Genomic DNA, 25,392 nt, shown 5'->3' on the forward strand with positions numbered 1-25,392 from the left:
GCCGACCGGCCGGCGGGCACCGATCTGCTCGCCACCGGCCCCGCCGCCGGGACGACCGTCGCCCGGACCCCCGCCGGCCAGTTCCCGGACGGTGACGCGGTGGCCGTCACCGGCCCGGACGACGAGGACGGCACAGGACAGTCCTCCCCGGTCGGACGGCTCGCCGCGACCGTCGAGCGCCTGCGCCGCGAGGTGCAGGCCGCCCAGGCGGAGGCCGACGGACGCGCCCTGGTCGAGCTGGCCAAGGGCATCCTCGTCGAACGCCTCCACTGCGGGCCGGCCCAGGCGGCACGGCAGCTCGCCGAGCTGACCGAACAGGCGGGCGTGACCCCCCTGGAGTTCGCCGTCGAGGTCATCAACCAGGCCTCGCGCGACCGGCTCTCGGAGGTGACGACCGCGTTCCTCGCGACCACCGCGCACCGCGGCGACACCACCGACGCGGGGCGCGACTCCTTCGCCGTACGGCTGCGGACCGCCGAGAGCGGGGCGCTGGCCGCGGACGACGCGCAGGCCGTCGCCGACTCCCTGCTCGAACACGCCCTGACACCGCTCGGCGCGGAGGCCGTCGCCATCTGGGCGCTGGACGCCGACGGCTCCCTCACCCTGGCGGGCAGCGCCGGGTTCTCGGCGGCGGAGGCCGGCCGCTGGCGGTATGTGCCGCCGGGCGTGGCGACCGTGGCACGCCGCGGACTCGGCGAGCGGACGGGCCAGTGGATCGGCTGTCTGTCGGAGACGGGGCTGCCGTCCATCGGCCAGCACCACCACCCCGACGGAGGCCGCGTCGCCCTCCCCGCGGGCACCGGCGGCCGTATCCACGGCGTGCTGGAGATCGTCTGGCCCACACGGCTGGAGCCCCAACCCCCGCAGATCGTCCGCCAGGTGGAGGCCCTGGCGGAGCTGTGCGCTCACACGCTGGAGACGTACGTCCCGCGCCGACCCGACGGCGACACCCGGCCCGGCGTCCTGCCGGCCGTCGCCGAGCTGATGGACCTGGCCGACGGCCTCCACGACCCCGCGCTGGTGCTCGTCCCGCACCTGGACGCCGACGGGGAACTGGTCGACTTCCGCATCCACCACGTCAACCGGCGCTTCCTCGACCCGGCCGGCCGGCCCCGCGGCGTCGTCAACGGCGCCCTGCTGCTGGAGGCCTACCCGATGGCCGCCGGCGACAGCGAACTCTTCGGCCAGGTCGAACGGGTCTACGCCACGGGTGAGCCGTTCCGCGCGCACCGCATGCGGCTCACCGCGCTCGTGGACGACGTGCCGCTGGCCGCGGTCGCCGATGTCAACATCAGCCGCCACGGGGGCAGCGTCCTGCTCATCTGGCGGATAGAGGACGAGACGGCGCGCCTGGCGAGCCTGCTCCAGCACGCCCAGCGCCTCGGCCGTATCGGCGGCTTCGAGGAGAACCTCCTCACCGGTGAGATCACCTGGAACGGGCAGCTCTACAGCCTCTATGGCAAACCCGCCGTCGGCGGCCCGGTCCCGCTGGAGCAACTGCCCGCCCACGCCCACCCCGACGACGCCGTCGCCATCGGCAGGTTCCTGCGCACCCTGCTGCACCACCGCCGCCCCGCGTCCACGGCGTTTCGGCTCCAGCGGCCCGACGGCGTCACCCGGCACATCCGCGTGGTGGCCGAACCGGTCCTCGACTCCGACGGCCGGCTGTTCGTCGTACGGGGCGCCTACCAGGACATCTCCGCCCACCACTGGACGGAGGTCGCCCTCGCCGCGACCCGGGACCAGCTCGCCCACACCGAGCAGCAGGCGAGCGAACGCAACCGGCTGACCCTCCAGCTCCAGCACGCGATCATGCCCCCCGCGCAGGCCCCCCTGGAGGCGCCCGGACTGCGGGTGGCCGTCCGCTACCGGCCCGCGGAGACGCAGAACCTGGTCGGCGGCGACTGGTACGACGCGGTCGTGCTGCCGTCCCGGCTGGTGCTGCTGTGCGTCGGGGACGTCGCCGGACACGGCATCGAGGCGGCCACCAGCATGGTCGTCCTGCGCAACGCGCTGCGCGGTCTCGCCGTGACGGGAGCGGGACCGGCCCAACTGCTGTCCTGGCTCAACATGGTGGCCCACCATCTGAACGGCGCCGTCACCGCCACGGCGGTCTGCGGCCTGTACGACCCCGAGGTCCGTACCCTGCGCTGGGCGCGGGCCGGCCATCTGCCGCCCGTCCTGGTGCGCGACGGCGAGGCGGCACCGCTGCCCCTGGTCAAGGGCCTGCTGCTCGGCGCCGTACCGGAGGCGACGTACGAGGAGCACGAACTCCAACTGGCCGTCGACGACACCTTGTTGATGTACACGGACGGTCTGATCGAACGCCGTGACCGTTCCGTGGAGGAGTCGCTGGCCCAGTTGCTGACGGCCGCGAGCACGGTCCCGCCCACGCTCGACCAGCAACTGGACCGCCTGCTCACCTACAGCAAGTCCGACACGGACGACGACACCTGCATCGTGGGCGTGCGGGTCGACTGAACGTGCGACGCGCCGGGCCCTCGGGGGCCGGGCGCCGACGGCGCGGACCCGGGGGTGCCCCGCGGGTCCGCGCCGTTCCGTGCGGTCAGGCGTAGTAGTGGATCGTCCCGCGCAGCGCGGGCTCGGCTCCCTCGCAGTGCTGTTCGAACGTGGCGGCGAAGGCGGTGACCGTGCCGTCGGTGTCCCGGGCCAGCCTGGTGAGGGTCAGGGTGCCGTGGCTGCGGTTGCAGCCGCCGAAGCCCGACACGTCGAGGTCGGCGACTCCGGGGCCGCTGCCGCGTTCGGTGCGGTAGGTGCGCCCCGCCTCGAAGCGTTCGCCGGTGGGCGGGACGAGCAGCGCCGACCACCTCTCCCGTTTGCCGGACGCGTCCCAGGACAGGCCGCCGACGCCCCACTCCCGCAGTGCGAAGACGCTCGTGGCCCCCGTGTGGGTGCCCGAGCGGCCCTGGCCGGGGTAGTCGCCCGGCTCGCTGGCGTAGGTGAACGACAGCGGGTACGCGCGGTACTTGACGACACCCTTGAGCGCGGGGGCGTCCGGGGACTCGCAGCGCTGGGTGTAGGTGGCGTCCAGCAGGGTGATGTCCCCGGAGGCGTCGGCCTCGATCTGGTGGACGGCGAACTGCCCGTACACCACGTTGCAGCCGCGGTGCTGTCCGTTCACGTCGAGGCCGGGGGCCCGGCCTGTCGCGGAGTGCGCCCGCTCCGCGTTGCGGTAGACGCCGGGGTGCAGTTTCTCGCCGCGCGGGGCGGCGAGCACCACGTCCCACCACGCGCTGTCGTTCTCGACCCGGAACCGTACGACCTCCAGAGCGCCCTCGACGGTGATGCTCGCCGTGGACGGGGTGTACGCGACGGTGGAGCCCTGCCCGATCCAGTCGCCGGCCTCGCTGGTGTGGCGGTAGGCGGTCACGGGCCGGGGCGTACCGCCGGCCGCCGCGGCGGGCCGCGCCGCCCCCGCCATGAGCCCGAGCACGACGGCCACGCCCGTCAGGGCGCCGAATAAGCGGCGCCACCGTCCTGTGTGGGTGAGCACGTTGTTCCCCCTCCGTCGATCGATCGCCCCACCGGGCGCTCGAACCCCTGTGTCCATGACAGGCACTGGACTGTCCCGAAAGCCCACCCCTAAACACCGGGCACGGAATCAGAGGCCCGGTCGACCGGTGGGTTATACGATGACGTGTCATTTGGTCCGTCGTTTCCGGAGACGCGGTGAGCGGCGACACGGGGGAACGTCGTCCCCCGGCACCCGACACGGGGAGGGAACGTGGATGCCGCCGACGGCGAGGACGGGAGGGTCCCGGCAGCGCGACCCGGGGACGCCGCGCTGGAGATCCGTTCGCTGTCCGGCCGTCCCGGTATCCGTGCCGCTGGAGAGATCAACGTGATCACCCGTCCGTCCTGGGAACAGGCCCTGAAGAAGGTGGCGAGCACCCATGGAGACGTCTCCCACGTGGAGTTGTCGGGGCTGATGTCCATCGACGTGGGCGGCGCCGCGGTGCTGGCGCTCACCGCGCAGCGACTGACCGCCGGCCGTATCGTCGTGCACCGTCCGCCGCCGGAGCTGACACGCATCCTCGACCTGTTCTGGCCCGGCCTCGCGGCGATCGAGGTGGCGGAGCGATGACCATGGCCGCCGACAGAGGACCTTTCACGCACCCCGCGCTGTTCTACCGCGGTGAGGAGCAGTACCTGGCGGGCACCGTGCCGTTCCTCCGGGACGGCCTGGCCGCCGGGGAGGCCGTCGCGGTCGCCGTACCGGGCCCCCGCCTCGCGCTCATCGAGGCCGGGCTGGGCGCCGACGCCGCCGGGGTCGAGTTCCTCGACATGACGCGGGCGGGCCGCAATCCCGGGCGGATCATCCCCGGCGTCCTGCGCGCCTTCGCCGACGCCCACCCGGACGGCCGGGTGAGGATCATCGGGGAGCCGATCTGGGCCGGCCGCTCGGCGGCGGAGTACCCGGCGTGCGTCCAGCACGAGGCCCTCATCAACACGGCCTTCGAGGGCCGAGCGGTGACGATCCTCTGCCCGTACGACGCGGACGCCCTGACCCCGGTGGTGCTCGCCGACGCCCGAGCCACGCATCCCGTCGTCATCGACTCCGGTGTCGAACGGCCCAGCGCCGCCTACGCTCCCGAGCAGGTCGTCGCCCGCTACAACGAGCCCCTCACCGGCCCGCCCGGAGCGGCGGCCCTGCCGTTCGACGCGGAAGCGCTGCCGTGGGCCCGCGCGTTCGCGGTGCGGGAGGCCCGGCGGCTCGGCCTGACCGAGGCGCGGATACAGGATCTGACGCTGGCGGTCGCGGAGCTGACCACCAACTCCGTGGTGCACGGCGGTGGATCGGGGACGCTGCGGATCTGGGCCGAGGGCGAGCAGATCGTCTGTGAGGTCCACGACCTCGGGCGGCTGACCGACCCCCTGGCCGGCCGCAGGCCCCCGGCACGCGACCAACTGGGCGGACGCGGTCTGCTGCTGGTCCACCACATCACCGACCTCGTCCGCCTCCACACGGCGCCCGACGGCACCACCGTCCGCTTCCACCTCGACCGCTGACCGCTGACCGCCGGTCGCCGGCCGCCGACGGGGCGCGGTCGCCGCGCGCCGGACGATCACCGGTTCCCCGGGGCGGGGTGCCAGAATGGCGGGGCAGCAGGCCAGGGGAGGGGAGAGGGCGACCGTGCCGGACAACCGAGCGGGACAACCTTCGACGGAGGACCACGGGGGACGCGGCGAGGGGCCCGTATCGGTGACGATCGCCTACATCGCCGAGTCCGCGGGCGTCTCCGTACCCACCGTGTCGAAGGTGCTCAACGGCCGCTCCGGGGTGTCGGACGAGACACGGGCGCGCGTGGAGCGGCTGATCCTCCAGCACGGCTACCGCAAGCCTCCCAAGAACCGCAGCAACCTCGTGGAGCTGGTCTTCCGCGAACTGGAGAGCATGTGGGCCGTGGAGATCATCCGCGGGGTCGAACGGGTGGCCCGGAAGAACCGGATCGGCGTGCTGGTGTCGGAGTTCGGGCTCCATGACACCTCCGGCACGACCATCGACGACACCGTCGGCCGGCGCCCCCGGTGCGTCCTGTCGGTGGCGCAGCTCTCCGAGGCGGAGCGCGAGCAACTGAGGGCGCGGGGCATTCCGTTCGTCGTCCTCGACCCGATCGACGAGCTGCCCGACGACGTGCCGTTCGTGGGCGCCACCAACTGGCGGGGCGGTCAGGCGGCGACCCGGCACCTCATCGGACTCGGACACCGGCGCATCGCGATGATCAGCGGGCCCGACCACGCCTTCTGCCTCGCCCGGCTGTCCGGCTACACGTCCGCTCTCGCGGAGGCCGACCTGCCGGTGGACCCCCGCCTGGTGGTCAAGACCCAGCTGACCCGTGAGCACGGGCAGGCGGCCGCACGGGAGTTGTTGTCCCGGCCCGACCGGCCCACCGCCGTGTTCACCGCGAACGACATGCAGGCGGTCGGCGTCTACCAGGCCGCCCGTGAACTCGGTTTGCGCGTCCCGGACGATCTCAGCGTGGTGGGGTTCGACGACGTACCGGCCGTGGCCTGGCTGGATCCGCCCCTGACCACCGTCCACCAGCCCCTCGCCGAGATGGCGACCGCCGCGACCGAACTGGCGCTCGCCCTCGGTCGCGGTGAGGAACTACCGCAGGTCGGGCTGGAGATCGCGACCACCCTGACCCTCCGGGAGAGCACGGCCCCGCCGAAGGAGCAGTGAGCCGGGCGGTCGCTTGCTGCCGTCCTGAGCGATGTCCTCGTCTCCCTCAGCCACCGCGCCGCCCGCGGGCATGGCGCCGCCCCGGCCCGACGGCATCGGTCAGTCGTCCGGTCAGTCGTCCTGGGCCGCGTCCTCGGCGGCGTCCGCCTCAGGGGGGAGCTGCTCGTAGTCGAACCAGTCGAAGTGGACGGTGCCTTCGGCGGCGTACAGGCCGAGGACCCGGCCGGTGAAACCGCCGGCCACCTCGGTCGACAGATAGCGGCCGTCGAGCGTCGCCAGCGCGGTGAACGTGCCGTCCGGTGCCTCGACGCCGAAGGCGAGCGCGTCGGGCCCGGTGCGCGCGTCGTGCGGGGCCGGCGGTTCACCGACCTCCACGCGGAGGACCGTGACAGGCCCGTCGGGCAGGGGCCGGGCGGCCACGACGGTACGCAGCGAGCCGACGCGCGCGATCACCCGGACCTCCGTGGCGGACGCCTCGATCTCGTAGTGGTGCCGCTCGTCGAGGCGTACGGCGAGGCCACCGCGCCCCGAGGCCGCGTCGACCACCGTGCGTGCCCGGCACCGCGGATGCTGCTGGCGGCGGCCGGCGAACACCACGTCCGGCTCGTCCAGGGAGCCGCCGCGCGCCCGGAGGGTCAGCCAGCCGGGGCGCTCCTTGGTGCCGTAGTGCTCGGCGGGCCGGTCCCGTGGCGAGATCCAGCAGGGTCGGAGTTCGGCGAGGTCGAAGTCGTCGCGCCGTTCCTCGACCGGGGCGGGGGAGAGCGGCCAGTCGGGGGCGGGCGCCTCCAGCGGCACCTCGCCGACCACCGGCCAGCCGTCGACCCACTCGACGGGTGCGAGGTAGGTCTCGCGGCCGAGGACGTGCCAGCCGGGGGTGCCGCCGCCGGGTCGTACGCCGAGGAGGACCATCCACCAGGAGCCGTCGGGGCCTTGGACGAGGTCGGCGTGGCCGGTGTTCTGGATGGGGTGGTCGGTGCCCCGGTGGGTGAGGATCGGGTTGTCTGGGCAGGGCTCGAACGGGCCGGTCGGGGAGGGGCCGCGGGCGATGGAGACGCCGTGGCAGCGTTCGGTGCCGCCCTCGGCGATGAGCAGGTACCAGTGGTCGCCGATGCGGTAGAGGTGCGGTGCCTCCGGGGCCTTCGCGCCGGGTCCGCCCGACCAGAGCGGATGTGGTGTGCCGTACGTCTGCCCCGTGGACGGGTCGAGACGGACCTGCGCGACCCCGGCGACCGTGCACCAGCAGGTGCCGTCCTCGTCCCAGGCGAGGTCGGGGTCGATACCGGGCACGCCCGGCGCCCACACCGGGTCCGACCAGGGGCCCGCCGGGTCGGTGGCCGTGACGATCAGGTTGCCGTCACCGCTGACGTTCGTGACGATCAGCCAGAAGCGGCCGTCGTGGTGGCGCAGGGTGGGGGCGTAGATCCCGCCCGAGGCGGGGGTCTCCCTGGGGAGGCGCAACTGGCTCGGCCGGTCCAGGGCGTTGCCGATCTGGGTCCAGTGGACCAGGTCGCGGCTGTGGAAGAGGGGGACGCCGGGGAAGTACTCGAAGCTGGAGCAGGCGAGGTAGTAGTCGTCGCCGACGCGGCAGACGCTGGGGTCGGGATGGAAGCCGGGTATCACGGGATTGGCGAACATGGCGTCCGATCGGTGCGGCAGGGGCACGCGGTGGGTCCTCTCGACGGGTCGTGGGAGCCGCTCCGGTCAGTGACGGGCCGTCGGCCTGTACGAAGCTTCCGCGGTGCAACCTCCGGCTCATGGCGGCGGCCTCCCACCAGCTGTACTGTCGAAGCGCTTCACATAGCTGCTGAAGGTAATGAGGCAATTCACGCGAAACAAGAGGGCAGAGGCAAGGAAACTTTCTTCCATCCCGGGAATTGACAGGTCAGCGGCAGGAGTGGCAGCGTCGATGCGCTTCGACAATCGGTCACCAGGGCCGGCCGGTCGTGCCGGCCGCGCCCACCGAACTGCTCCGCCCTGGTCCGCGTCGCCTGCGACACCCTCACCCGCACGCCCAAGGACAGCTACCGCTGGTACCGGGCCCTGATCGCCGCGCACCGCGCGCGGACGGAGGACACCGCACGATGAAGTTCACCGACGGCTACTGGCTGATGCGCCCGGGGCACACCGCGCGTCACGCAACCGAGATCACGGACGTCCGCGCCGACGAGCACCGGATGACCCTCTACGCCCCGGTACGCCATGTCCGCGGACGCGGCGACACGCTCAACAGCCCCCTGCTGACCGTCGAGTGCTGGTCGCCCGCCGAAGGAGTGATCGGCGTACGGGCCACCCACCACGCCGGATCGGTACGCGGGGGGCCGCGGTTCGAGCTCCCAGGTGCCGAGGAGGGCGTCGGCAAGATCCGGCGGGACGGCACGCTGCTGGAGCTCGTCTCCGGGGAGCTGACGCTGCGCGTGGACACCTCGGGGCCGTGGAGGCTGGACTTCACCGCCGGGGGACGGACGCTGACCTCCGTGGGCGAGCGGGGCACGGGCTTCGTCACCGACGCCGAGGGCCGCCACCACATGGTCGGCCAACTGGCCCTCGGCGTGGGGGAGCTGGTGTACGGGCTGGGGGAGCGGTTCACCCCGTTCGTCAAGAACGGCCAGACGGTGGACATCTGGCAGGCGGACGCCGGCACCAGCAGCGAACAGGCGTACAAGAACATCCCGTTCCATCTGACGAACCGCGGCTACGGCGTCCTCGTCAACCATCCCGGCAGGGTGAGCTACGAGATCGCCTCGGAGGCGGTCGGCCAGGTGCAGTTCAGCGTCGAGGACCACACGCTGGAGTACTTCGTGGTCCACGGGCCGACACCCAAGGAGGTCCTGGAGCGCTACACCGCGCTCACCGGCCGTCCCGCGCTGCCCCCGGCCTGGGCCCTGGGCCTGTGGCTGTCGACGTCGTTCACCACCGACTACGACGAGGCCACCGTGAACGGCTTCATCGACGGCATGGCCGAGCGCGGCATCCCCTTGAGCGTCTTCCACTTCGACTGCTTCTGGATGCGCGGCCACCAGTGGTGCGACCTCGACTGGGACCCCGAGACCTTCCCCGACCCGGCGGGCATGCTGGCCCGGCTCAAGGAGCGGGGGCTGCGGGTCTCCGCCTGGATCAACCCCTACATCGCCCAGAAGTCGCCGCTGTTCGAGGAGGGCATGCGCGCGGGCCACCTCGTACGGCGGCCCGACGGCAGTGTGTGGCAGTGGGACCTCTGGCAGCCGGGCATGGCCCTGGTCGACTTCACGAACCCCGCCGCCCGCGACTGGTACACCGGCAAGCTGCGCGCCCTGCTGGACCAGGGCGTCGACTGCTTCAAGACCGACTTCGGCGAGCGTGTCCCCACCGACGTGGTCTGGCACGACGGCTCCGACCCGGACGGCATGCACAACTCGTACACGCACCTGTACAACCGGGCCGTCTTCGAGCTGTTGCGGGAGGTGCGCGGCGAGGGCGAGGCGCTGGTCTTCGCCCGCTCCGCCACCGTCGGCGGCCAGCAGTACCCGGTGCACTGGGGCGGCGACTGCGAGTCCCACTTCAACGCCATGGCCGAGTCGCTGCGCGGCGGGCTGTCCCTCGGTCTGTCCGGGTTCGGCTTCTGGAGCCATGACATCGGCGGCTTCGAGGGCACCCCCACGCCCGCCGTGTTCAAGCGCTGGGTGCAGTTCGGTCTGCTCTCCTCGCACAGCCGGCTGCACGGCAGCAAGTCGTACCGTGTGCCGTGGGACTACGGCGAGGAGGCCGTCGAGGTCACCCGCGCGTTCACCCTTCTCAAGCACCGCCTCGCCCCCTACCTCCAGCAGGCCGCCCGCCAGGCCCACACCACCGGGGTCCCGGTGATGCGGGCCATGGTGCTGGAGTTCCCCGACGACCCCACGGCCGCCTTCCTCGACCGCCAGTACATGCTGGGCGACGACCTGCTCGTGGCCCCGGTCCTCAGCGACGACGGCACGGTCGAGTACTACGCCCCCGAGGGCACCTGGACCAACATCCTGACCGGCGCCCGTGTCACCGGTCCGCGCTGGGTGCGGGAGCGGCACGACTTCCACACCCTGCCGCTGCTCGCCCGCCCCGACTCGGTCGTCCCCTTCGCCGCCGACGACCAACGGCCCGTCTCGGCCTGGGCGGACGGGGTCGAACTGCGTGTCCACGCCTTCGCCGACGGCGCCGAGCGCACCGTGGTGATCCCGCGTCCCGAGGGCCCCGGGGACGCGGCACGCTTCCATGTACGCCGGGACGGCGACCGGTACCACGTCACCACAGACAGCCTGCACCCCTGGCACCTGCGCACCGGCGGCCCCGACGGCGCCCTCCACAGTGCCACCGGGGGGCCCGCGACGATCGGGGGTCCCGGCGCGGACCTCGACGGGCCCTGAGGAGGCCGGCCCGGATGAGACGGGGTGGCGTTCCGGGCGTACGCCACCCCGGTCCGGCCGGTGCGACGGAAGGTCAGCCGGCGGCCAGTGTGGTCCACTTCTGGTTGCTGCCGCCGTGGCAGTCCCACAGGTGGAGCTGGGTGCCGTCGGACGTGGAGAAGCCGGGGACATCGAGGCAGCGCCCGGAGGCGGGATTGCGGTAGCCGCCGTCGTAGGGCTGCCAGACCTGGTTGGCGCCGCCGTGGCAGGTCCACAGCTGCACCTTGGTGCCGTTGGCCGTCCCGCCGCCGGAGACGTCGAGGCACTTGCCCAGGGAGCGCAGGGTGCCGTCGGTGTAAGCGGACCACGTCTGGTTGGCGCCGCCGCCGCAGCTCCAGGTCTGGACGGCGGTCCCGTCGGCGGTGTTCGCGCCGCTGACGTCGAGGCACTTGCCGGCCAGGCCCGACTCCACCCGGGCGGGCGCGGGAGCCGGGTTCCTCAGCCACCCGGCGCTGTCCGCGGCCTGGACGCCGCGGTGGAAGGCGTCCGCCATCTTCCGGTAGCCGGAGTCGTTGGGGTGCAGGGCGTCGACCAGGTCGGCGGTGGTGAGGGCGCTCATGTCCACGTACGCGACGTGCTTGCCCGCCGCCTGCGCGTCCCGCACGATCGTGGGCACGGCCTGGTTGTACGCGGCCCGGTACTGCTCCTCCGAGCCGCTCGTGGACACCACCAGGGAGGCCACGAGGACGGTCGCGTCGGGGGCGGCGGCGGTGATCCGGTCGACCAGCGACCGCAGCCGGGCGGTGGCCGTGGAGACCTGGTAGCTCTCGTTGAGGTCGTTGGTGCCGATGTGGAGGGTGACGACGTTGGGGCGGTAACGGGTCAGCGCGGCGTCGGTGAGTGCGGTGATCTGGTGGATCTTGTATCCGGAGTGGCCTTCGTTGTCGGGGTCGGACATCGAACCGGCGCGCCCGGTGCCCACGAAGTCCAGCGGGTGGCCGTCCGCGGCGAGCTTGTTCCACAACGCGGCGCGGTAGCCGTCGCCCGTACTGCTTCCGACGCCCCAGGTGATGGAGTCACCCAACGGCATGACCCGCAAGGGGGTGGTCGGGGCGGCGGATGCCGGGGTCGCACCCGCCGCTGTCACTCCGAACGTGGCGGCGACCAGCGTGATCAGGGGAAGGATCCAGGACCGTCTCATGGGACGTATAAATACCATGCGATTGCGTCCATGACATCCCATGAATACGGGAAAGTTGAGGATCGCTGAGCCTAACTGGGGGTAACCTCCTCTTGTTTCGCCGTCCGCCCACTCATTGACATCCTATGTATGGGTCTGGTCTCGCATCCAGTGACCCTCGGTGCTCCACCCCAGCAGGCGTCGGGCCCGGCCGTCGTCCGCCGTTCCGTCGGCGTCGAAGGCGCCGCCCTCGGCGATCAGGGCCAGGCCCGCCAGGGCCGGCGCCAACCGGACCGCGACATGGTCGGGGTGACGGGCCGTCTCCTCGTGCAGCCCGGCGACGACCCGCCGTTGCTCCCCGGGCGGACAGAGGGACAGGTGGAACAGCATCTGGCGCCAGGCGTACGCCGCGTCCTTGAGGGTGCCCAGGGGGCGCGGGTTGTGGTGGACGCGTCCCGTCAGCCGGCACACCGTCACGAAGCAGCGCCGCGCCAGGTCGGCCCAGCCGGGCCGCGGGGCGATGCCCACCGGCCCGACCAGCGTGGCCAGGTTGTGCGTGGTGAGGATCTGCGCCTGCTCGATCACCGTGCCGTTCGCGGCGACCGACCAGAACCCGGACGGCGTCCCCGCGCGCTCGGCGCACAGGCGCGCGAAACCGGGCGACGCGCGGGTGCCGGGCGAACGGCCCGGTGCCGCGGCGGCCTCCGCGATCGCCAGGTCGCGGATCGCCGCGTAGTCGATGCCGTAGTAGCGCTCGTACAGCGAGCCCCCGCCGAGCAGGTCGCCCGCTGTCCGTGCCGCCGTGAGGAACTTGGGGCTGAACGCGCCCATGAAGATGTCCGCGGCCAGCTCCTCCACGAACGGGGCGCCCAGGTCGCACCGGCGTCCCAGCTCACCCAGCTCACGGACCAGCGGGTTGGGCAGAAGGGTCCCCGGGAACGCCTGCACGGCCAGTTCGCCCAGCTGCCGCAGCACGGTGAGCGTGCCCTCGCCGTCCGCCCTGCCCAGCACGGCGGACCGCTGCCCCGACACCGCCCGTACCCAGGGCAGTTCCTCCACGCGCACCTGCCGCTCCAGATCGAGCAGCAGCAGGGAGCGGCGGTCGCGGAACGCACGGTAGTGCGCCGTCATCAGCGCCCGCAGCGACTCGTCCCGGTACGACCGGGCGGTGGTCGCGGCGACCAACTGCGGTACCAGTTCGGCCAGTACCTCGGCGGACGGGACGACGCCCCGCTCCACGAGGGTGCCGATCGGCGCGCTCAGCGCGGACTCGACGACCCGGCCGATCACGGGCGGCACGGCGGCGCCGACGGGCAGCCCCGTCTCCCGGCCCTCCTCCTCGGTCACCGCGCGCAGGAGCGGGGCGACATCGGTGACACCGGTGTCCTGGGGCAGTACGGCGAGGCGGCGCAGCATCAGCTGGGCCAGGGCGTGGTGGGAGGGGAGGGCCGCCTGCGCGGCCTGGCCTCGGCGCAGCGCCGTGTGCGCCGCGGACCCGGGCAGACCGCGTCGCCGCACCATCGACTCCACCGCGTGCCGCAGCAGGCCGAGTCGCCGCGCGTCCAGCGGCCGACCGGCGACGACCTCCTCCAGCGCACCCCGCAGAATGCCCAGGTTCGCCTTGGGGTCAAGGTGCTTGGCGCAGCGGGTGTGCTCCGCGGCGAGCCGCCGGTAGCGGCCGAGCAGCATCGCCCCGTCGGCGAGCCAGTCGTCGTCCGGGGTGAGTGCGAGCACCCGGCCGTCCGTTGCGGTGCGCAGCCAGTGGACGAGGAGTTCGTCGCCGAACGGCTGCCACACGGCGAGCGCCTCGCGCTGGGTCTCGACGGCCGCGTTGGGCCGCCGCCGGACCAGGGTGTCGACGGTGTCGGAGACGGTGTACCGGTGGACCGCCGCGGAGGGGTCCGGCGCGGGGCCCTCCGCCGGGCGGGGCAGGAACCGCAGCCGGCCGGCGAACGGTTCCAGTTCCGCCGCGAGGTCGAGCGCCGCGTCCACCTCCCCGTGCCGCACCAGCCACGCCATGGTGAGCAGCGCCGCCTCCTCGGGGACGCCGATCTCGTAGTGGCCGCTGTCCAACAGGGCCCACAGCCAGGCCAGTCCGGGCTCGGTGAGGCAGTGGGCGAAGAGCGCGCGCCGCTCGACGGGCACCCCGAAGCTCCGCGCGGCCTCGATCTCGTACGGCTGGAGGGGGCCGCCCGCGCTCGCGGTCCCGGTCGCGAAGCCGCCCCGTACGACCTCGCAAGTCGCCCAGGCGGGGAGACCCGCGACCGGGGTGCGTGAACCGATCGTCAGCCGGCCCGCGGCCATTCCCGCGAGGACCTCCCGCCAGCGCTGCCCGCGCACCTCGGCCCGACGCCGGGTGTCGGCGTCCTCATGGGTCAGCCCGGTGGTGAAGGCCCTGGCCAGCTGGCCCGCCGCATAGGACGGTGCCACGGTGGGATGCTGCTGCTCAGCGTTGTCGTTCATAAGCCGACGTGGCGGGTTCCGCCCCCGCGCCCTCCGGGTCCCGAGCCCGGCGCTCTGCTGCTGAGCTACACGTCGATGACCGCAGAACCTAGACGCCGGCCCGCAGGCCGGACAACCGAATTCCGCGCTGTGCGGGGTGGGTGCCGTCCACGTCCGATCGGCTCAGGTGCGGGCGCGCCTCGGCCGCGCACGCCGCCCTCCGGGGAGGATCGGTGCACCGGCGGCCTCGGTACGGCCGCACGTCCTCACCTCCGTGCGAAGGGGCCCGGCACCATGGAACCCATCGACGACCCGCTGTCGGGCGGCGGCCGCTACGGCGAGGCCGTCTTCCCTCCGGGGCGGGCCGGCGAGGGCGAGCGCATCGACTTCGGCGCGCTGGCCTACGACGACATCACCATGGCGCGGCTCCGGGCGCTCGGCGTCGGCCCCGGCTGGCGCTGCCTGGACGTCGGTGCCGGCACGGGCACGGTGTCCCGGCGGCTCCTGGCGGAGGCCGGGGTGGCGAGCGTGCTCGCCGTGGACCGCGACGTCCGATTCCTCGGCGCCCGTGCCGTCCCGGGACTCGACGTGCGGGAAGCCGACATCACCGCCCCCGACTTCGTGTCCGGCCGGTTCCGGCTCGTCCACGCGCGCTTCGTGCTGATGCATCTGCCCGAGCGCGACCGTCTGATCACGGCGTTGGCCGACCTCGTCGAACCCGGCGGCGTGCTGGTCCTCAGCGACGCGGTCGACCTGACCGGCGACCGGACGCCCGACACCCCGTACAGCCGGGTGATGCGGGCGATGTGGCAGGGGCTGCGGGCCACCATCGGGACCGATGTCTCCCGGGTGCCGTCGTACCCGCACCTGCTGCGGGCGGCGGGACTCGGGTCCGTGGCCGCCGAGATCCATGTGCCGCCCCTGCTTCCGGGCAGCCCCATCAGCCGCTTCTGGGCGGACACGTGGGAGCGGAGCAGAGCCGCGATGCTCGCCACGGGTCTCGTCGACGACACGGCCGTCGACGAGGCGGTCCGCTACCTGGGGTCCGAGGAATGCGCCGCCCTCTCGGCCGGCATGCTGACCGCGTGGGGACGTAGACCCAGGAACGGCCGGGGACCGGAGGGAGGCCCGCCGTAGCGAGCGCCTTGCCCCGGACAACCAGGGGCACAGCCCCGTGCTCAGGCCGCGAGGGCCTCCTCGACGGTGGGGTGACAGGCGATGACCTGGTCCAGGGCGACCAGGTGCAGAAGCCGCCGCACCGGATCCCGGGCGCCGGCGATGCGCAGCCAGCCCTGTGCGTCGCTCACCTCGTGGTGGGCGGCGACGAGGACGTTGACGCCGCTGGAGTCCATGAAGGTCACCTCGCTGAGGTCGATCACGGTCCGCGCGTCCGCGTCCCCTCGGGGCAGCAGGGCTTCGGTGAACCGCTCCCTGACCGTATGGTCGATCTCGCCGCGCAGCGTGACCACCCGGACGCCGTCGACGGAGGTGAGACCGATCGACAGCCGGCCGGGACGGGCTGTTCCATGGGTGTCTGTCACCGCTCGTGTCCTCGACTGCTCTGGCGGGTGGCTGGTCGGGTTCCGACAGGATCTGCTTCGGCACCCTGCCACGATGGTACGGCGAACAGGTGTTCAATGCCTGGGGCGATGTCAGGGAGCATGTGAGTCATGGTGCGGGGTACGCGCAGGCAGGTGAACGGGGGATCAAAGTGGACCCGGCGGAATCAGTTCCTGACGGCGAGGGCGGTGTGATGCCCGATGTCGCTCCGATCCAGGACACCGTCGCCCTGGACGGCGACGGGTCCTGCATCGCCCAGGCGCGGCACAGCGCTGCCGACTTCCTCACCCGTGTGCGGGTCGAGCACGGCGTGCCGGTGTCGGCCCGCGCGATGGAACTGACCCAGCTGGTGGTCAGCGAACTCGTCACCAACGCGCGCAAATACGCCCCCGGCCCGGTGCTCATGGAGCTGCGGGTCTCCGGAGCGATGGTCGAGGTGGCCGTCTGGGACAGCGATCCCGTCCTCCCGGTGGCCCGGGCCGCCGACCCGGGCCGGGTCGGGCAGCACGGCCTGGAGATCGTCATGGCCGTCGCGCACGGCTTCGAGGCGCGGCGCGAACCGGTCGGCAAGCGCATCACCGTCCGCATCGCCCTGCCCGACGACCCCGCGGTGGACGTCACCGGCCGTCACACTCCGTAGGTGGCGATCCGGACTGATCCGGCGACGCATCGGGCCCTCGGACCGCGTGCCGTGTCACACATCGGGTGATGTCGCGGAAACTCGGGGAAAAAGTTGCGGCAACCGACAGGAGGTTGTCGTGGAGCGTGGAGATCTGGAACTGGGCGAGTTGCTGGCCGCCGCGGAGGCGGCCCCGCCCGGGGAGTCCGTCGACGTGGTGGCTCGCGATCTGCAGAAGCGGTTCGGAGCGGAGCGGGTCTCCTTCCTGTTCGCCGACCTCATCGGACAGCGGCTGGTACGCCTCGCCGCGCCCGGCGGTGACACCACGGACCGCGCCGAACCGATCGCCCTGCACGGCAGCGTCTACGACGGTGTGCTCCGAGGCCAACGCCAACACGTGGAGCCGGACGGGCAGGACGGACTGCGCGTCGTCACGCCGGTCACCAACCGCGGCGACTGCATCGGCCTGCTGGAGGTGACCCTCCAGTCCGCCGACGACACCGCGCTGCGCCAGGTCCGCGACGCGGCCCACGCGCTCGCCTACATCATCGTCACGGACCGCCGCTTCACCGATCTCTACCATCTGGGCCGCCGCACCACCGAGACCAGCCTCGCCGCCGAGATCCAGCACCAGCTGCTGCCCTCGGCGCCCTGCTGCGAGGCCGACCAGTTCACCCTCGCCGCCGGGCTGGTCCCGGCCGACGACATCGGCGGCGACACCTACGACTACACCCTCGACCGCGACACCCTGCATCTGTCCATCACCGACGCCATGGGCCACGACACGGACTCCGCCCTGCTGGCCACCCTGCTGATCGGCGCGCTCCGGCGGGCGCGCCGCGGCGGCTGCGACGCCGTCAAGCAGGCCGAACAGGCCCACCAGGCACTGCTGCGCCACAACTGCGGCCTGGCGACCGGCCAGTTGCTGTGCGTCGACCTCGACACGGGCCTCTGCGAACTGGTCAACGCCGGCCACCCCTGGCCCCTGCGCCTGCGCGACGGCGCCGTCGAGGAGGTCCGACTCGCCGTCAACCTGCCGTTCGGCGTCGCCGCGCCCATCCCCTACCGCGCCCAGGAGCTGCGCCTGCGCCCGAAGGACCGGCTGATCCTGCTCACCGACGGCATGCAGGACCGCGGCGCCGCGGCCGTCGACCTGGTCGCCCTCCTCCACGAGACCCGCGCCCTGCACCCGAGAGAAGTCGTACGCCGGCTGACCGGCGCGGTCCTCGACGCCTGCCGGGGCAACCTCGCGGACGACGCCACGGTCCTGGTGCTCGACTGGCACGGCAACCGCCGCCGCCCCTCACCCGGAACGACCACTTCCCGCCCGGCCGCACGCATGGCCGCCGACGACCGGGCAACGCGGCAGACGTGACACGTCTCGCAATCGTCGTACTGACCCTGGTGACCGCCTGCCTGGCCACGGCGGCGGCGGTCGGGATCTCGCCCTTCTGGTGGATCGCCGCGCTCCCGCTCACCTGCACGGGTGTGCTGGGCGCGTGGGACCTCACCCAACGCCGGCACTCCGTGCTGCGCAACTACCCCGTCCTCGGCCACGCCCGCTACCTCCTGGAGCGCATACGTCCGGAACTCCAGCAGTACTTCGTCGAGCGGAACTTCGACGGGCGCCCCTTCGACCGGGATGTCCGCAGCATCGTCTACGAGCGGGCCAAGGGCACCGACGCGGAGGAGCCGTTCGGCACCGAACGCGACGTGTACCGGCCCGGCCACGAGTTCCTGGTCCCGTCGATGGCGCCGTGCCCGGTGCCGGACGACCCGCCGCGCGTACGCGTGGGCGGCCCCGACTGCGGCCGCCCGTACGACATGGCCCTGCTCAACGTGTCGGCGATGAGCTTCGGCTCGCTGTCCGCCAACGCGGTCCTCGCGCTCAACGGTGGCGCGGCGGCGGGCGGGTTCGCCCACGACACCGGTGAGGGCGGCCTCTCCGAGTACCACCTGCGTCCGGGCGGCGACCTCGTCTGGGAGATCGGCACCGGCTACTTCGGATGCCGCACCGAGGACGGCGGCTTCGACGCCGCCGAGTTCGCCGACAAGGCCGCCCACGACCACGTCAGGTGCGTGTCCCTGAAGCTGTCGCAGGGCGCCAAGCCCGGTATCGGCGGAGTGCTGCCGGGCGCCAAGGTGAACGCCGAGATCGCCCGGGTCCGGGACGTGTCCGAAGGGCGGACGGTGGTCTCACCGCCGTACCACCGCGTGTTCTCCACGCCACGTGAACTGGTGCGCTTCATCGCCCGTATGCGTGAACTGTCCGGGGGCAAGCCCGCCGGGTTCAAGCTGTGCGTGGGTTCCCGCCGGCAGTTCCTGGCCGTGTGCAAGGCCATGCTGGAGGAGGGCACGGCACCCGACTTCATCGTGGTCGACGGCGCCGAGGGCGGGACCGGCGCGGCGCCCCTGGAGTTCGTCGACCACGTCGGCACCCCCCTGACGGAGGGCCTGCACACCGTGCACAACGCCCTCGTGGGCGCGGGACTGCGCGACCGGGTCAGGATCGGCGCGAGCGGCAAGATCGCCACCGGCACCGACCTGGTCAAACGCATGGTCCAGGGCGCGGACTACGGCAACGCCGCGCGGGCGATGATGTTCGCCGTCGGATGCATCCAGGCCCAGCGGTGCCACACCAACACCTGCCCCACGGGCGTCACGACCCAGGACCCCCGCCGGGCCCGTGCCCTCGACGTGAGAGACAAGACGGAGCGCGTCCGGCGCTACCAGGAGGCCACCGTGGCCGGCGCCCTGCAGATCATGGCGGCCATGGGGGTGACCGACCCCCGTCAGCTGCGCCCGCACATGCTCCGCCGACGCGTCGACGCCTGCACGGACCGGTCCTACGCGGAGCTGTACGAGTGGCTCGCGCCGGGACAGCTGCTGGCCGAGCCGCCCGCCTCGTGGGCGGCCGACTGGCGGGCCGCGGACCCGGACCGCTTCACGGTCTGACCCGGAGGGCCCCCGCCGTCCCGCGGGTTCCCGGGTTCGCACCCGACCGAGAAAAAAAATTTCTGAGGTCGGAGGAATGCGTGTCGGGGGCCGGGGTATGCGCGTGCTTGCCGGACGAAGGACCGGCGAGGACGAGGCGGATCGACTGGGAGGGGCGGATGATGGCGACGGCCGTACAGACCACTGGACGGACGGCGGACGTTCCGGAGATCGCGGACCCTTCCAAGGTCGCGCCGAAGGACGCACGAGAGCTGTCGAAGCTCTTCTTCGACCAGCTGGCGGTACTGGAGGAGGGCACCCCCGAGTACCAGTACGCCAGGAACACGCTGATCGAGATGAACATGTCCCTCGTCCGCTACGCGGCCGGCCGTTTCCGCAGCCGCGGGCCGGAGGAGATGGAGGACATCGTCCAGGTCGGCATGATCGGCCTGATCAAGGCGATCGACCGGTTCGAGCTGTCCCGCGAGGTCGAGTTCACCTCCTTCGCCGTCCCCTACATCGTCGGTGAGATCAAGCGGTTCTTCCGTGACACCTCCTGGGCCGTCCATGTGCCCCGCAGGCTCCAGGAGGCCCGGGCGCAGCTCGCCCGCGCCAACGAGGAGTTGCAGAGCCGCCTCGGCCGGACCCCGACGACCAAGGAACTCTCCGAGCTGATGAGCCTGCCGGAGGACGAGGTCGTGGAGGCCCAGCTGGCCGCCAACGGCTACAAGTCGGCCTCCCTGGACGCGGCCATCACCAACAGCGAGGACGGCGAGTCCGCGCTGGCCGACTTCATCGGGGACGAGGACGCCGCGTTCGGGCTGATCGAGGACTTCCACGCCCTCGCCCCGATGATCGCGGAACTCGACGAACGCCACCGCAAGATCATCCACTGGCGGTTCGTGGAGGAACTCACCCAGGCCGAGATCGGCGAGCGCCTCGGCATCTCCCAGATGCAGGTCTCCCGACTCATCTCCCGTCTCCTGACCCGCCTGCGCGAAGGCATGCTCACCGGCGCCTGACGCCTGAGCCCGATGCCCGGGGGCGGTCGCGCGGACGCGGCCGCCCCTTCCGCGTGGACCGGTGTCAGCCCACGTGGACGCGAGGACGCCGGGCCCGGTCCGGTTCCGCCTCCCGCAGGACCTCCCGTGTGACCGGGGCCACCTCGCCCTGGCCGAAGAGGAAGAAGCGGAGGAAGTTGGCGAAGGGGGTGCCCTCCGTCCACTCGAAGTAGATGTGGGGGATGCCCCCGGTCGTGTCACGGACGTGCAGGAGCAGCGCGGCCAGCGCGTTCGGGACCGAGGAGGACTCCAGCGTCAGCACCCGGTAACGGTCGTGCAGCACCTCGCCCCGGACGGTGAGGCCCGCCTCGAACTCCGAGGGGTCCGTCACCGTGACCTCCACGAAGACGACGTCCTCGGCCGGGGGGACGTCGTTGTCGTGACGGATCTGCTCGATCTTCTCCCGGTACTCGGTGCTGTCCCGGCTGTCGGGCTGGTTGGCGACGAAGCGGATCCTGCGGTGGGCGATGTCCCGTACGAAGCGCTCCGCCATGTCGTCGAGCTCCACGCTCGTCACGCGCAGTTCGAAGGCGCGGGCCAGCCGGGACAGGAGGGAGACGAGGACGATGCCCGCGATGAAGCAGGCGCCGATCTTCACACCGTCGGGGCGTTCGACGACGTTCAGGACGGTGGTGTAGAGGAAGACGACCGAGATGACCGCGAAGGCGATCGTCCAGTTGCGCTGACCCGCCTTGCGGGCCGCGATGGTCACCGCGATCGCCGCGGAGGAGATGAGGACCAGGACGCCGGTCGCGTACGCGCCGCCCTGCGCGTCCACGTCCGCGTCGAAGATCCAGGTGACCAGGAAGCCGACCAGGGTGAAGACGATCACCATGGGGCGGACGGCGCGGGCCCAGTGCGGAGCCATGCCGTAGCGGGGGAGGTAGCGGGGCATCAGGTTGAGCAGGCCCGCCATGGCGGAGGCGCCCGCGAACCAGAGGATGGCGATGGTGGAGATGTCGTAGACCGTGCCGAACGTGTTGCCCAGATAGTCGTGCGCGAGATAGGCCAGCGCCCGCCCGTTGGCGCTGCCACCGGCCTCGAACTCCTTCTCCGGGATGAGGAGGGTGGTGATGAAGCTCGTGCAGATCAGGAAGACGCTCATGATCACGGCGGCGGCCGTCAGCAGCCGCTTGGTGTCCCGGATCCGTCCCTTCGGGTTCGCCTCCGTGTCGCCCGGGTCGCCCTGCACATGCGGCATGACCGCGACGCCGGTCTCGAAGCCGGAGAGGCCGAGCGCGAGCTTGGGGAAGACGATCAGCGCCACACCGATCATGACGAAGACGTTGCCGTGTTCGGCGGTGAGGGCGGTCGACCAGTCCGTGACGACATGGCCCTCGGTCACGACGTGCCACAGGCCGGTCACCACGACCACGGCGTTCAGCGCCAGGTACACCGCCACCAGGGCCACCGCGACGCCGATGGCCTCAAGGAAGCCCTTGAGGAACACCGCGCCTAGCAGGGCGATGAGCACGAGCGTGATCAGGACCTGTTTGTCGTGCAGGGCGTCGGTCAGGTGGGGGTTCTCGACCAGGTGCGTCGAGGCGTCCGCCGCCGACAGCGTGATCGTGATGAGGAAGTCCGTCGCCGCGAACCCCAGCAGGGTCAGGACGAACAGCTTGCCCTTCCAGAAGGTCAGCAGCCGTTCCAGCATGGCGATGGAGCCCTCGCCGTGGGGGCTCTCTTCGGCCACCCGCCGGTACACGGGGAGCGCGCCCGCCAGGGTGACGATCACCAGGACGACGGTCGCCACGGGGGAGAGCAGTCCGGCCGCCAGCGCCGCGATGCCGGGCTGGTAGCCGAGCGTGGAGAAGTAGTCGACGCCGGTCAGGCACATCACCCGCCACCAGGGCTGACCCCGGTGCGCGGACCCGGATCCGGGCTCCGGCTCGGGCCGCGGTGGGGTGTGGTCGACGCCCTTGCCCATGTCGGACAGGCCCTCCAGCATCCACGCGCGCAGGCGAGTGGAACGGGTGGCCTCCGTGGCAGCCATGAAGGAACTCCAGACGTGCGGTGATACGAACAGTTCCGGCCATCGGAAGACCGCGGCATCAGCGTAAGCAGGGAGTGATTCCAGGGCCATGGCAAAGGGGGCCGGGAGGCGTCAAGACCGCGTTAAGGAGTGCGCCGACGGCGTGGACCGGCTGCCGAGAGGGAGGGGGAGAGGGTCGAAGGCGGGCGCCGCGAGAGGGGGAGGGGGCGAGGCACGGGGGCAGCCGGAGCGAGCAGGTGAGGGCCAGCCGATCTGCCCGTGCCGGCTCGCGTCCGCGACCTGTTCGGCGACGAGTGGCTGGGCCAGGCCCAGGGCGGCGCCCACGAGGGTCAGGACGGCGGCGACGGCGTCGCGGTGCCCGGCGGTGAGCCGGTAGATCGTGGCCACCGCCGCCCGCGTGGACCTGCCCGCCTCGGCGGCCGGGACCCGGCCGCCGCCGTGACCGTCGCTCCGGTCATCGGTCCGTCGGACGGGGCGAGGGCGCGACGGCCACCAGCCGGGCGAAGTACCCCTCGGGCACCCCCTCTCCGACGGGACGGCCCTCCGCCTCGATCCAGGCGTGGGCGGTGAACGGAGGCACGACGCGCACACCGGTGCACCAGGTCGGCCAGGTCCCGCCGAGCCGGCACAGCAGCGCCGCCCCCAGGGAGCGGGGCAGGCACCCCTTGGGTCCGGCGCAGTACAGACTGACGGCGCACATGGCGTCGCGCGCGTTCCGGGCCTGGCGGGCGGTGGCCGGCGCGGCACCGCGCCGCAGGACGCCGAGGACGGAGCGGATGTGCCGGGGCGGCAGCAGGGCGAGGGTGACGGCGGGGAGCAGGACGAGGCGGGCGGCCAGCCGTCGCACCACGGGCACACCCGTGGGCCGTTCCAGCGCGCTGGGCGTCGTCATGAGGCCAGCCCCGAGCCGCGCAGCTGTCGTACGAGCGCCTCGACGTCGCGCAGGGCGTGCGTCTCGTCGACGTCGAACTCCCGGACCAGGGCGGCGACCGCGTCCGCCTCCTCGCCGCCGTCCAGCAGCGTCCGTACCACCAGGGTGGCGGTCGGGTTCAACTCCCAGTAGGTGCCGGCTCGTTCGTCCAGCAGTACCGTGCCGTAGTCGGTCTCGGCCGTGGAGACGTCGGCGCCGAACCGCAGGGGCATATGAGGACCTTTCTGACGTGGGGGAGGGTCAGGATCGGGGGGTGGGGGCGCGGCGGCGGGAGCGTCCCCGCAGCCACACCTCGGCCGCGATGGTGGAGTAGAGGATGGCGTCGGACAGCCCCGGGGAGGCGGGTCGCCGGGCGAGGCCGCGCAGCGCGGCCCCGTCCACCAGTCCCAGCTCCGCGAGCCGCGACTCCTCCCACAGGGCGAGCAGGTCGGCGCGGTGTTCGCGAAGCCCGTTGGAGGCGTCCATGGAAGCGGTGGCCTTGGTGGTGCGCCGCAGGCAGCCCTCGGGCACGATGCCGCGCATCGCGGCGCCCAGGACGGGCTTGTACCGCCAGGGTGTGACCCGCTCGCTCGGGCGGACCGCGAGACACGCCTCGATGACGCGGTCGTCGAGGAACGGGGAGGCCATCGGCAGACCGGCGCGGGCCGCCATCCCGTCCCACTGCCGGATGACGCGGCCGCACGACCGGATCTGCTCCAGGTCGCTGTGCATGCCGCGGTCCGGGTGCAGCGGTGCGGCCGTCGCCGCCGTCCGGAGCAGTGCCCGACGCGCCATCCGTTCGGCCTCGGGGGTCACCCAGTCGAAGAGACGGGGGGCCATGCCCCAGCCGAGCCCCGTCGCCACGGACGAGGGCAAGGGATCGCGGAGCCGCCCGGCGGCGTCGCGAAGCCAGTCCCGGTAGGGCCGGGAGTCGGCGAGCGCGCGGGCCGTGCCACCCAGCGGCCACTGCCACAGCGCCCGGAACCCGCGCAACTGCCGTACGGCGAACAGCGGGCGGGTGCGCATCATCCGGTGGTAGTACGCCTCGGAGCACCAGGCCACGTGATCGCCCCCGATGCCGGTCAGATGCAGCCGGCTGCCGCGCGCGGCGAGCCCGGGCAGATGGTGCAGGACCCGGGAGCGGTCCATGACACCGATGGTCGGTTCGTCGAGCAGGTCGTCGATGTCGAGCAGGTCCTCGTAGACCAGCGGGGACGCGTCGGCGTCCCACACCACGTGCTCGACGTCCGGGAGGTGGCCCATCGCCTGTTCGGCCCAGTACAGGTCGGTGTCCGCCGGATCGCGGCCCGGCCAGGTACTGGCCACCACGCGGGCGGGGGAGCGGTCGGCGAGGAAGCAGACGGACGTCGAGTCCAGGCCGCCGGACAGGTCGCAGCTGACCGTGCCGCCCTGCCGCGTACGGGCGTCGACGGCCTCCCGCAGCGCCTCGCGGATCAGCGGCGCGGCGTGGGCGAGCGGCCGGACCGGCTCCGGCGGCGTCCACCAGCGGGTGTGCCGCACGGTGCGTCCGTCCGCGGCGACGACCACGGCGTCCTCCGGAGGGACGGCGGTCACCGCACGCCACAGGGATGTCTCGAACAGCGGATAGGGGGCGGGCCAGAGCAGCCGCACGGCCAACTCCTCGACGTCCGGGTCGAGGTGCAGGGCGTCGGCGAGCGTGTCGGCACGGGTGGCGGCCACGCGTACGCCGTCGATCTCGGCGTGGAAGACGAGCCGGAGCCCGGACGCGGTGCCCTGGACCCTGATCCGTCCGTCGAGGGCGGCGACGAGATGGAAACTGCCGGGCAGGGACCGGGCCAGCGCGTCCAGCTCCGCGAGATCACGTAACGCGGCGGCCCGGCGACGCAGTTCGTCGGCGTCGACGGGGCAGCAGCCGACCACGGCGAGGGCGGTGGTGCCGGCGCTCGCCGTGACGACCTCACCGTCGTGCCACCGGCCGACCAGCCAGGGCCGGCCCGAGGCGTGCGTGAGCGTCCGGCTTCCGGGGTGGGCGAGGGAGCGGGCCACGGCGGCCGCGTCCGCACGGTCGGTGAAGACCGCGAAGTGCGCGTCGCCGGGGCCCGTCCCCGCACTTTCGTGCAGCTCAGTCATGACGTCGGGTCAGGGACTGGG

Annotated in this window: 20 protein-coding genes and 1 tRNA gene; 10 read left to right on the forward strand and 11 right to left on the reverse strand. The window is 72.6% G+C overall.

Translation table 11 applies throughout. The features are described from left to right. Window positions 1-99: 99 nt before the first annotated feature. Window positions 100-2,481: a SpoIIE family protein phosphatase gene (locus SMA5143A_RS35930; protein ID WP_258193934.1), complete on the forward strand. Its 2,382-nt coding sequence runs from the start codon at window positions 100-102 to the stop codon at window positions 2,479-2,481. Window positions 2,482-2,566: 85 nt separating this feature from the next. Here the strand turns inward: SMA5143A_RS35930 and SMA5143A_RS35935 are convergent, their stop codons facing one another. Beyond that, a complete protein-coding gene (locus tag SMA5143A_RS35935; protein ID WP_181362174.1) occupies window positions 2,567-3,514 on the reverse strand; it encodes a hypothetical protein in 948 nt (315 codons plus the stop codon). Window positions 3,515-3,745: 231 nt separating this feature from the next. Between SMA5143A_RS35935 and SMA5143A_RS35940 the strand changes: the two genes are divergently transcribed. The 3 genes from SMA5143A_RS35940 (at window position 3,746) to SMA5143A_RS35950 (ending at window position 6,205) form a co-directional block, all read left to right on the forward strand. Beyond that, window positions 3,746-4,105, forward strand: a complete 360-nt coding sequence (locus SMA5143A_RS35940) for an STAS domain-containing protein (protein WP_258193927.1) — start codon at window positions 3,746-3,748, stop codon at window positions 4,103-4,105. Between the two features lie 2 nt (window positions 4,106-4,107). After that, window positions 4,108-5,031: an anti-sigma factor RsbA family regulatory protein gene (locus SMA5143A_RS35945; RefSeq protein WP_375136586.1), complete on the forward strand. Its 924-nt coding sequence runs from the start codon at window positions 4,108-4,110 to the stop codon at window positions 5,029-5,031. A gap of 193 nt (window positions 5,032-5,224) precedes the next feature. After that, window positions 5,225-6,205: a LacI family DNA-binding transcriptional regulator gene (locus SMA5143A_RS35950; protein WP_258193928.1), complete on the forward strand. Its 981-nt coding sequence runs from the start codon at window positions 5,225-5,227 to the stop codon at window positions 6,203-6,205. Window positions 6,206-6,316: 111 nt separating this feature from the next. Here SMA5143A_RS35950 and SMA5143A_RS35955 read toward each other — a convergent pair whose 3' ends face one another. Next, window positions 6,317-7,840 carry a glycoside hydrolase family 43 protein gene (locus tag SMA5143A_RS35955; RefSeq protein ID WP_181362178.1) on the reverse strand — a complete coding sequence of 508 codons (1,524 nt, stop codon included), beginning with the start codon at window positions 7,838-7,840 and terminating at the stop codon, window positions 6,317-6,319. A 446-nt stretch (window positions 7,841-8,286) separates the two neighbouring features. On the opposite strand from SMA5143A_RS35955, the gene yicI reads away from it, so the two are divergent. Beyond that, window positions 8,287-10,581, forward strand: coding sequence for an alpha-xylosidase (gene yicI / locus SMA5143A_RS35960; RefSeq protein WP_107467014.1), 2,295 nt, complete (start codon window positions 8,287-8,289; stop codon window positions 10,579-10,581). A gap of 73 nt (window positions 10,582-10,654) precedes the next feature. On the opposite strand, the gene SMA5143A_RS35965 is transcribed toward yicI, so the two are convergent. From SMA5143A_RS35965 to SMA5143A_RS35975, 3 genes are all read right to left on the reverse strand, one after another. Then, the gene (locus tag SMA5143A_RS35965) at window positions 10,655-11,761 is read right to left on the reverse strand and encodes an SGNH/GDSL hydrolase family protein (RefSeq protein WP_107467015.1); all 1,107 of its coding nucleotides are present in this window, start codon (window positions 11,759-11,761) and stop codon (window positions 10,655-10,657) included. A gap of 123 nt (window positions 11,762-11,884) precedes the next feature. After that, on the reverse strand, window positions 11,885-14,203 hold the full coding sequence (locus SMA5143A_RS35970; protein ID WP_107467016.1) for a hypothetical protein: 2,319 nt from the start codon (window positions 14,201-14,203) through the stop codon (window positions 11,885-11,887). 3 nt (window positions 14,204-14,206) lie between these two features. Continuing rightward, a tRNA-Pro gene (locus SMA5143A_RS35975) sits at window positions 14,207-14,278 on the reverse strand. 198 nt (window positions 14,279-14,476) lie between these two features. Between SMA5143A_RS35975 and SMA5143A_RS35980 the strand changes: the two genes are divergently transcribed. Next, window positions 14,477-15,319, forward strand: a complete 843-nt coding sequence (locus SMA5143A_RS35980) for a class I SAM-dependent methyltransferase (RefSeq protein WP_107467017.1) — start codon at window positions 14,477-14,479, stop codon at window positions 15,317-15,319. Between the two features lie 41 nt (window positions 15,320-15,360). Here the strand turns inward: SMA5143A_RS35980 and SMA5143A_RS35985 are convergent, their stop codons facing one another. Beyond that, window positions 15,361-15,723, reverse strand: coding sequence for an STAS domain-containing protein (locus SMA5143A_RS35985; RefSeq protein WP_107467018.1), 363 nt, complete (start codon window positions 15,721-15,723; stop codon window positions 15,361-15,363). Window positions 15,724-15,935: 212 nt separating this feature from the next. Between SMA5143A_RS35985 and SMA5143A_RS35990 the strand changes: the two genes are divergently transcribed. From SMA5143A_RS35990 to SMA5143A_RS36005, 4 genes are all read left to right on the forward strand, one after another. Further along, complete coding sequence (locus SMA5143A_RS35990) at window positions 15,936-16,382, forward strand: ATP-binding protein (RefSeq protein WP_107467019.1); 447 nt, start codon at window positions 15,936-15,938, stop codon at window positions 16,380-16,382. A 118-nt stretch (window positions 16,383-16,500) separates the two neighbouring features. Continuing rightward, window positions 16,501-17,736 carry a PP2C family protein-serine/threonine phosphatase gene (locus SMA5143A_RS35995; RefSeq protein ID WP_107467020.1) on the forward strand — a complete coding sequence of 412 codons (1,236 nt, stop codon included), beginning with the start codon at window positions 16,501-16,503 and terminating at the stop codon, window positions 17,734-17,736. Continuing rightward, window positions 17,733-19,316 carry an FMN-binding glutamate synthase family protein gene (locus SMA5143A_RS36000; protein ID WP_107467021.1) on the forward strand — a complete coding sequence of 528 codons (1,584 nt, stop codon included), beginning with the start codon at window positions 17,733-17,735 and terminating at the stop codon, window positions 19,314-19,316. The genes SMA5143A_RS35995 and SMA5143A_RS36000 overlap by 4 nt, the downstream gene beginning before the upstream one ends. A gap of 158 nt (window positions 19,317-19,474) precedes the next feature. Next, complete coding sequence (locus SMA5143A_RS36005; RefSeq protein WP_107467022.1) at window positions 19,475-20,317, forward strand: RNA polymerase sigma factor SigF; 843 nt, start codon at window positions 19,475-19,477, stop codon at window positions 20,315-20,317. A gap of 64 nt (window positions 20,318-20,381) precedes the next feature. On the opposite strand, the gene SMA5143A_RS36010 is transcribed toward SMA5143A_RS36005, so the two are convergent. From SMA5143A_RS36010 to SMA5143A_RS36030, 5 genes are all read right to left on the reverse strand, one after another. Then, window positions 20,382-22,349, reverse strand: a complete 1,968-nt coding sequence (locus tag SMA5143A_RS36010; RefSeq protein ID WP_107467023.1) for an APC family permease — start codon at window positions 22,347-22,349, stop codon at window positions 20,382-20,384. 111 nt (window positions 22,350-22,460) lie between these two features. Continuing rightward, entirely contained in the window at window positions 22,461-22,736 is a 276-nt protein-coding gene (locus SMA5143A_RS43250) for a hypothetical protein (protein ID WP_107467024.1), read from the reverse strand. Window positions 22,737-22,803: 67 nt separating this feature from the next. Then, window positions 22,804-23,241 carry a lasso peptide biosynthesis B2 protein gene (locus SMA5143A_RS36020; RefSeq protein WP_107467025.1) on the reverse strand — a complete coding sequence of 146 codons (438 nt, stop codon included), beginning with the start codon at window positions 23,239-23,241 and terminating at the stop codon, window positions 22,804-22,806. Further along, window positions 23,238-23,492, reverse strand: a complete 255-nt coding sequence (locus SMA5143A_RS36025; protein ID WP_107467026.1) for a lasso peptide biosynthesis PqqD family chaperone — start codon at window positions 23,490-23,492, stop codon at window positions 23,238-23,240. The genes SMA5143A_RS36020 and SMA5143A_RS36025 overlap by 4 nt, the downstream gene beginning before the upstream one ends. Window positions 23,493-23,520: 28 nt before the next feature. Beyond that, on the reverse strand, window positions 23,521-25,371 hold the full coding sequence (locus SMA5143A_RS36030) for a lasso peptide isopeptide bond-forming cyclase (protein ID WP_107467027.1): 1,851 nt from the start codon (window positions 25,369-25,371) through the stop codon (window positions 23,521-23,523). Between the last annotated feature and the right edge of the window lie 21 nt (window positions 25,372-25,392).

It is taken from the genome of Streptomyces sp. MA5143a (assembly GCF_900290235.1).
GTDB lineage: Bacteria > Actinomycetota > Actinomycetes > Streptomycetales > Streptomycetaceae > Streptomyces.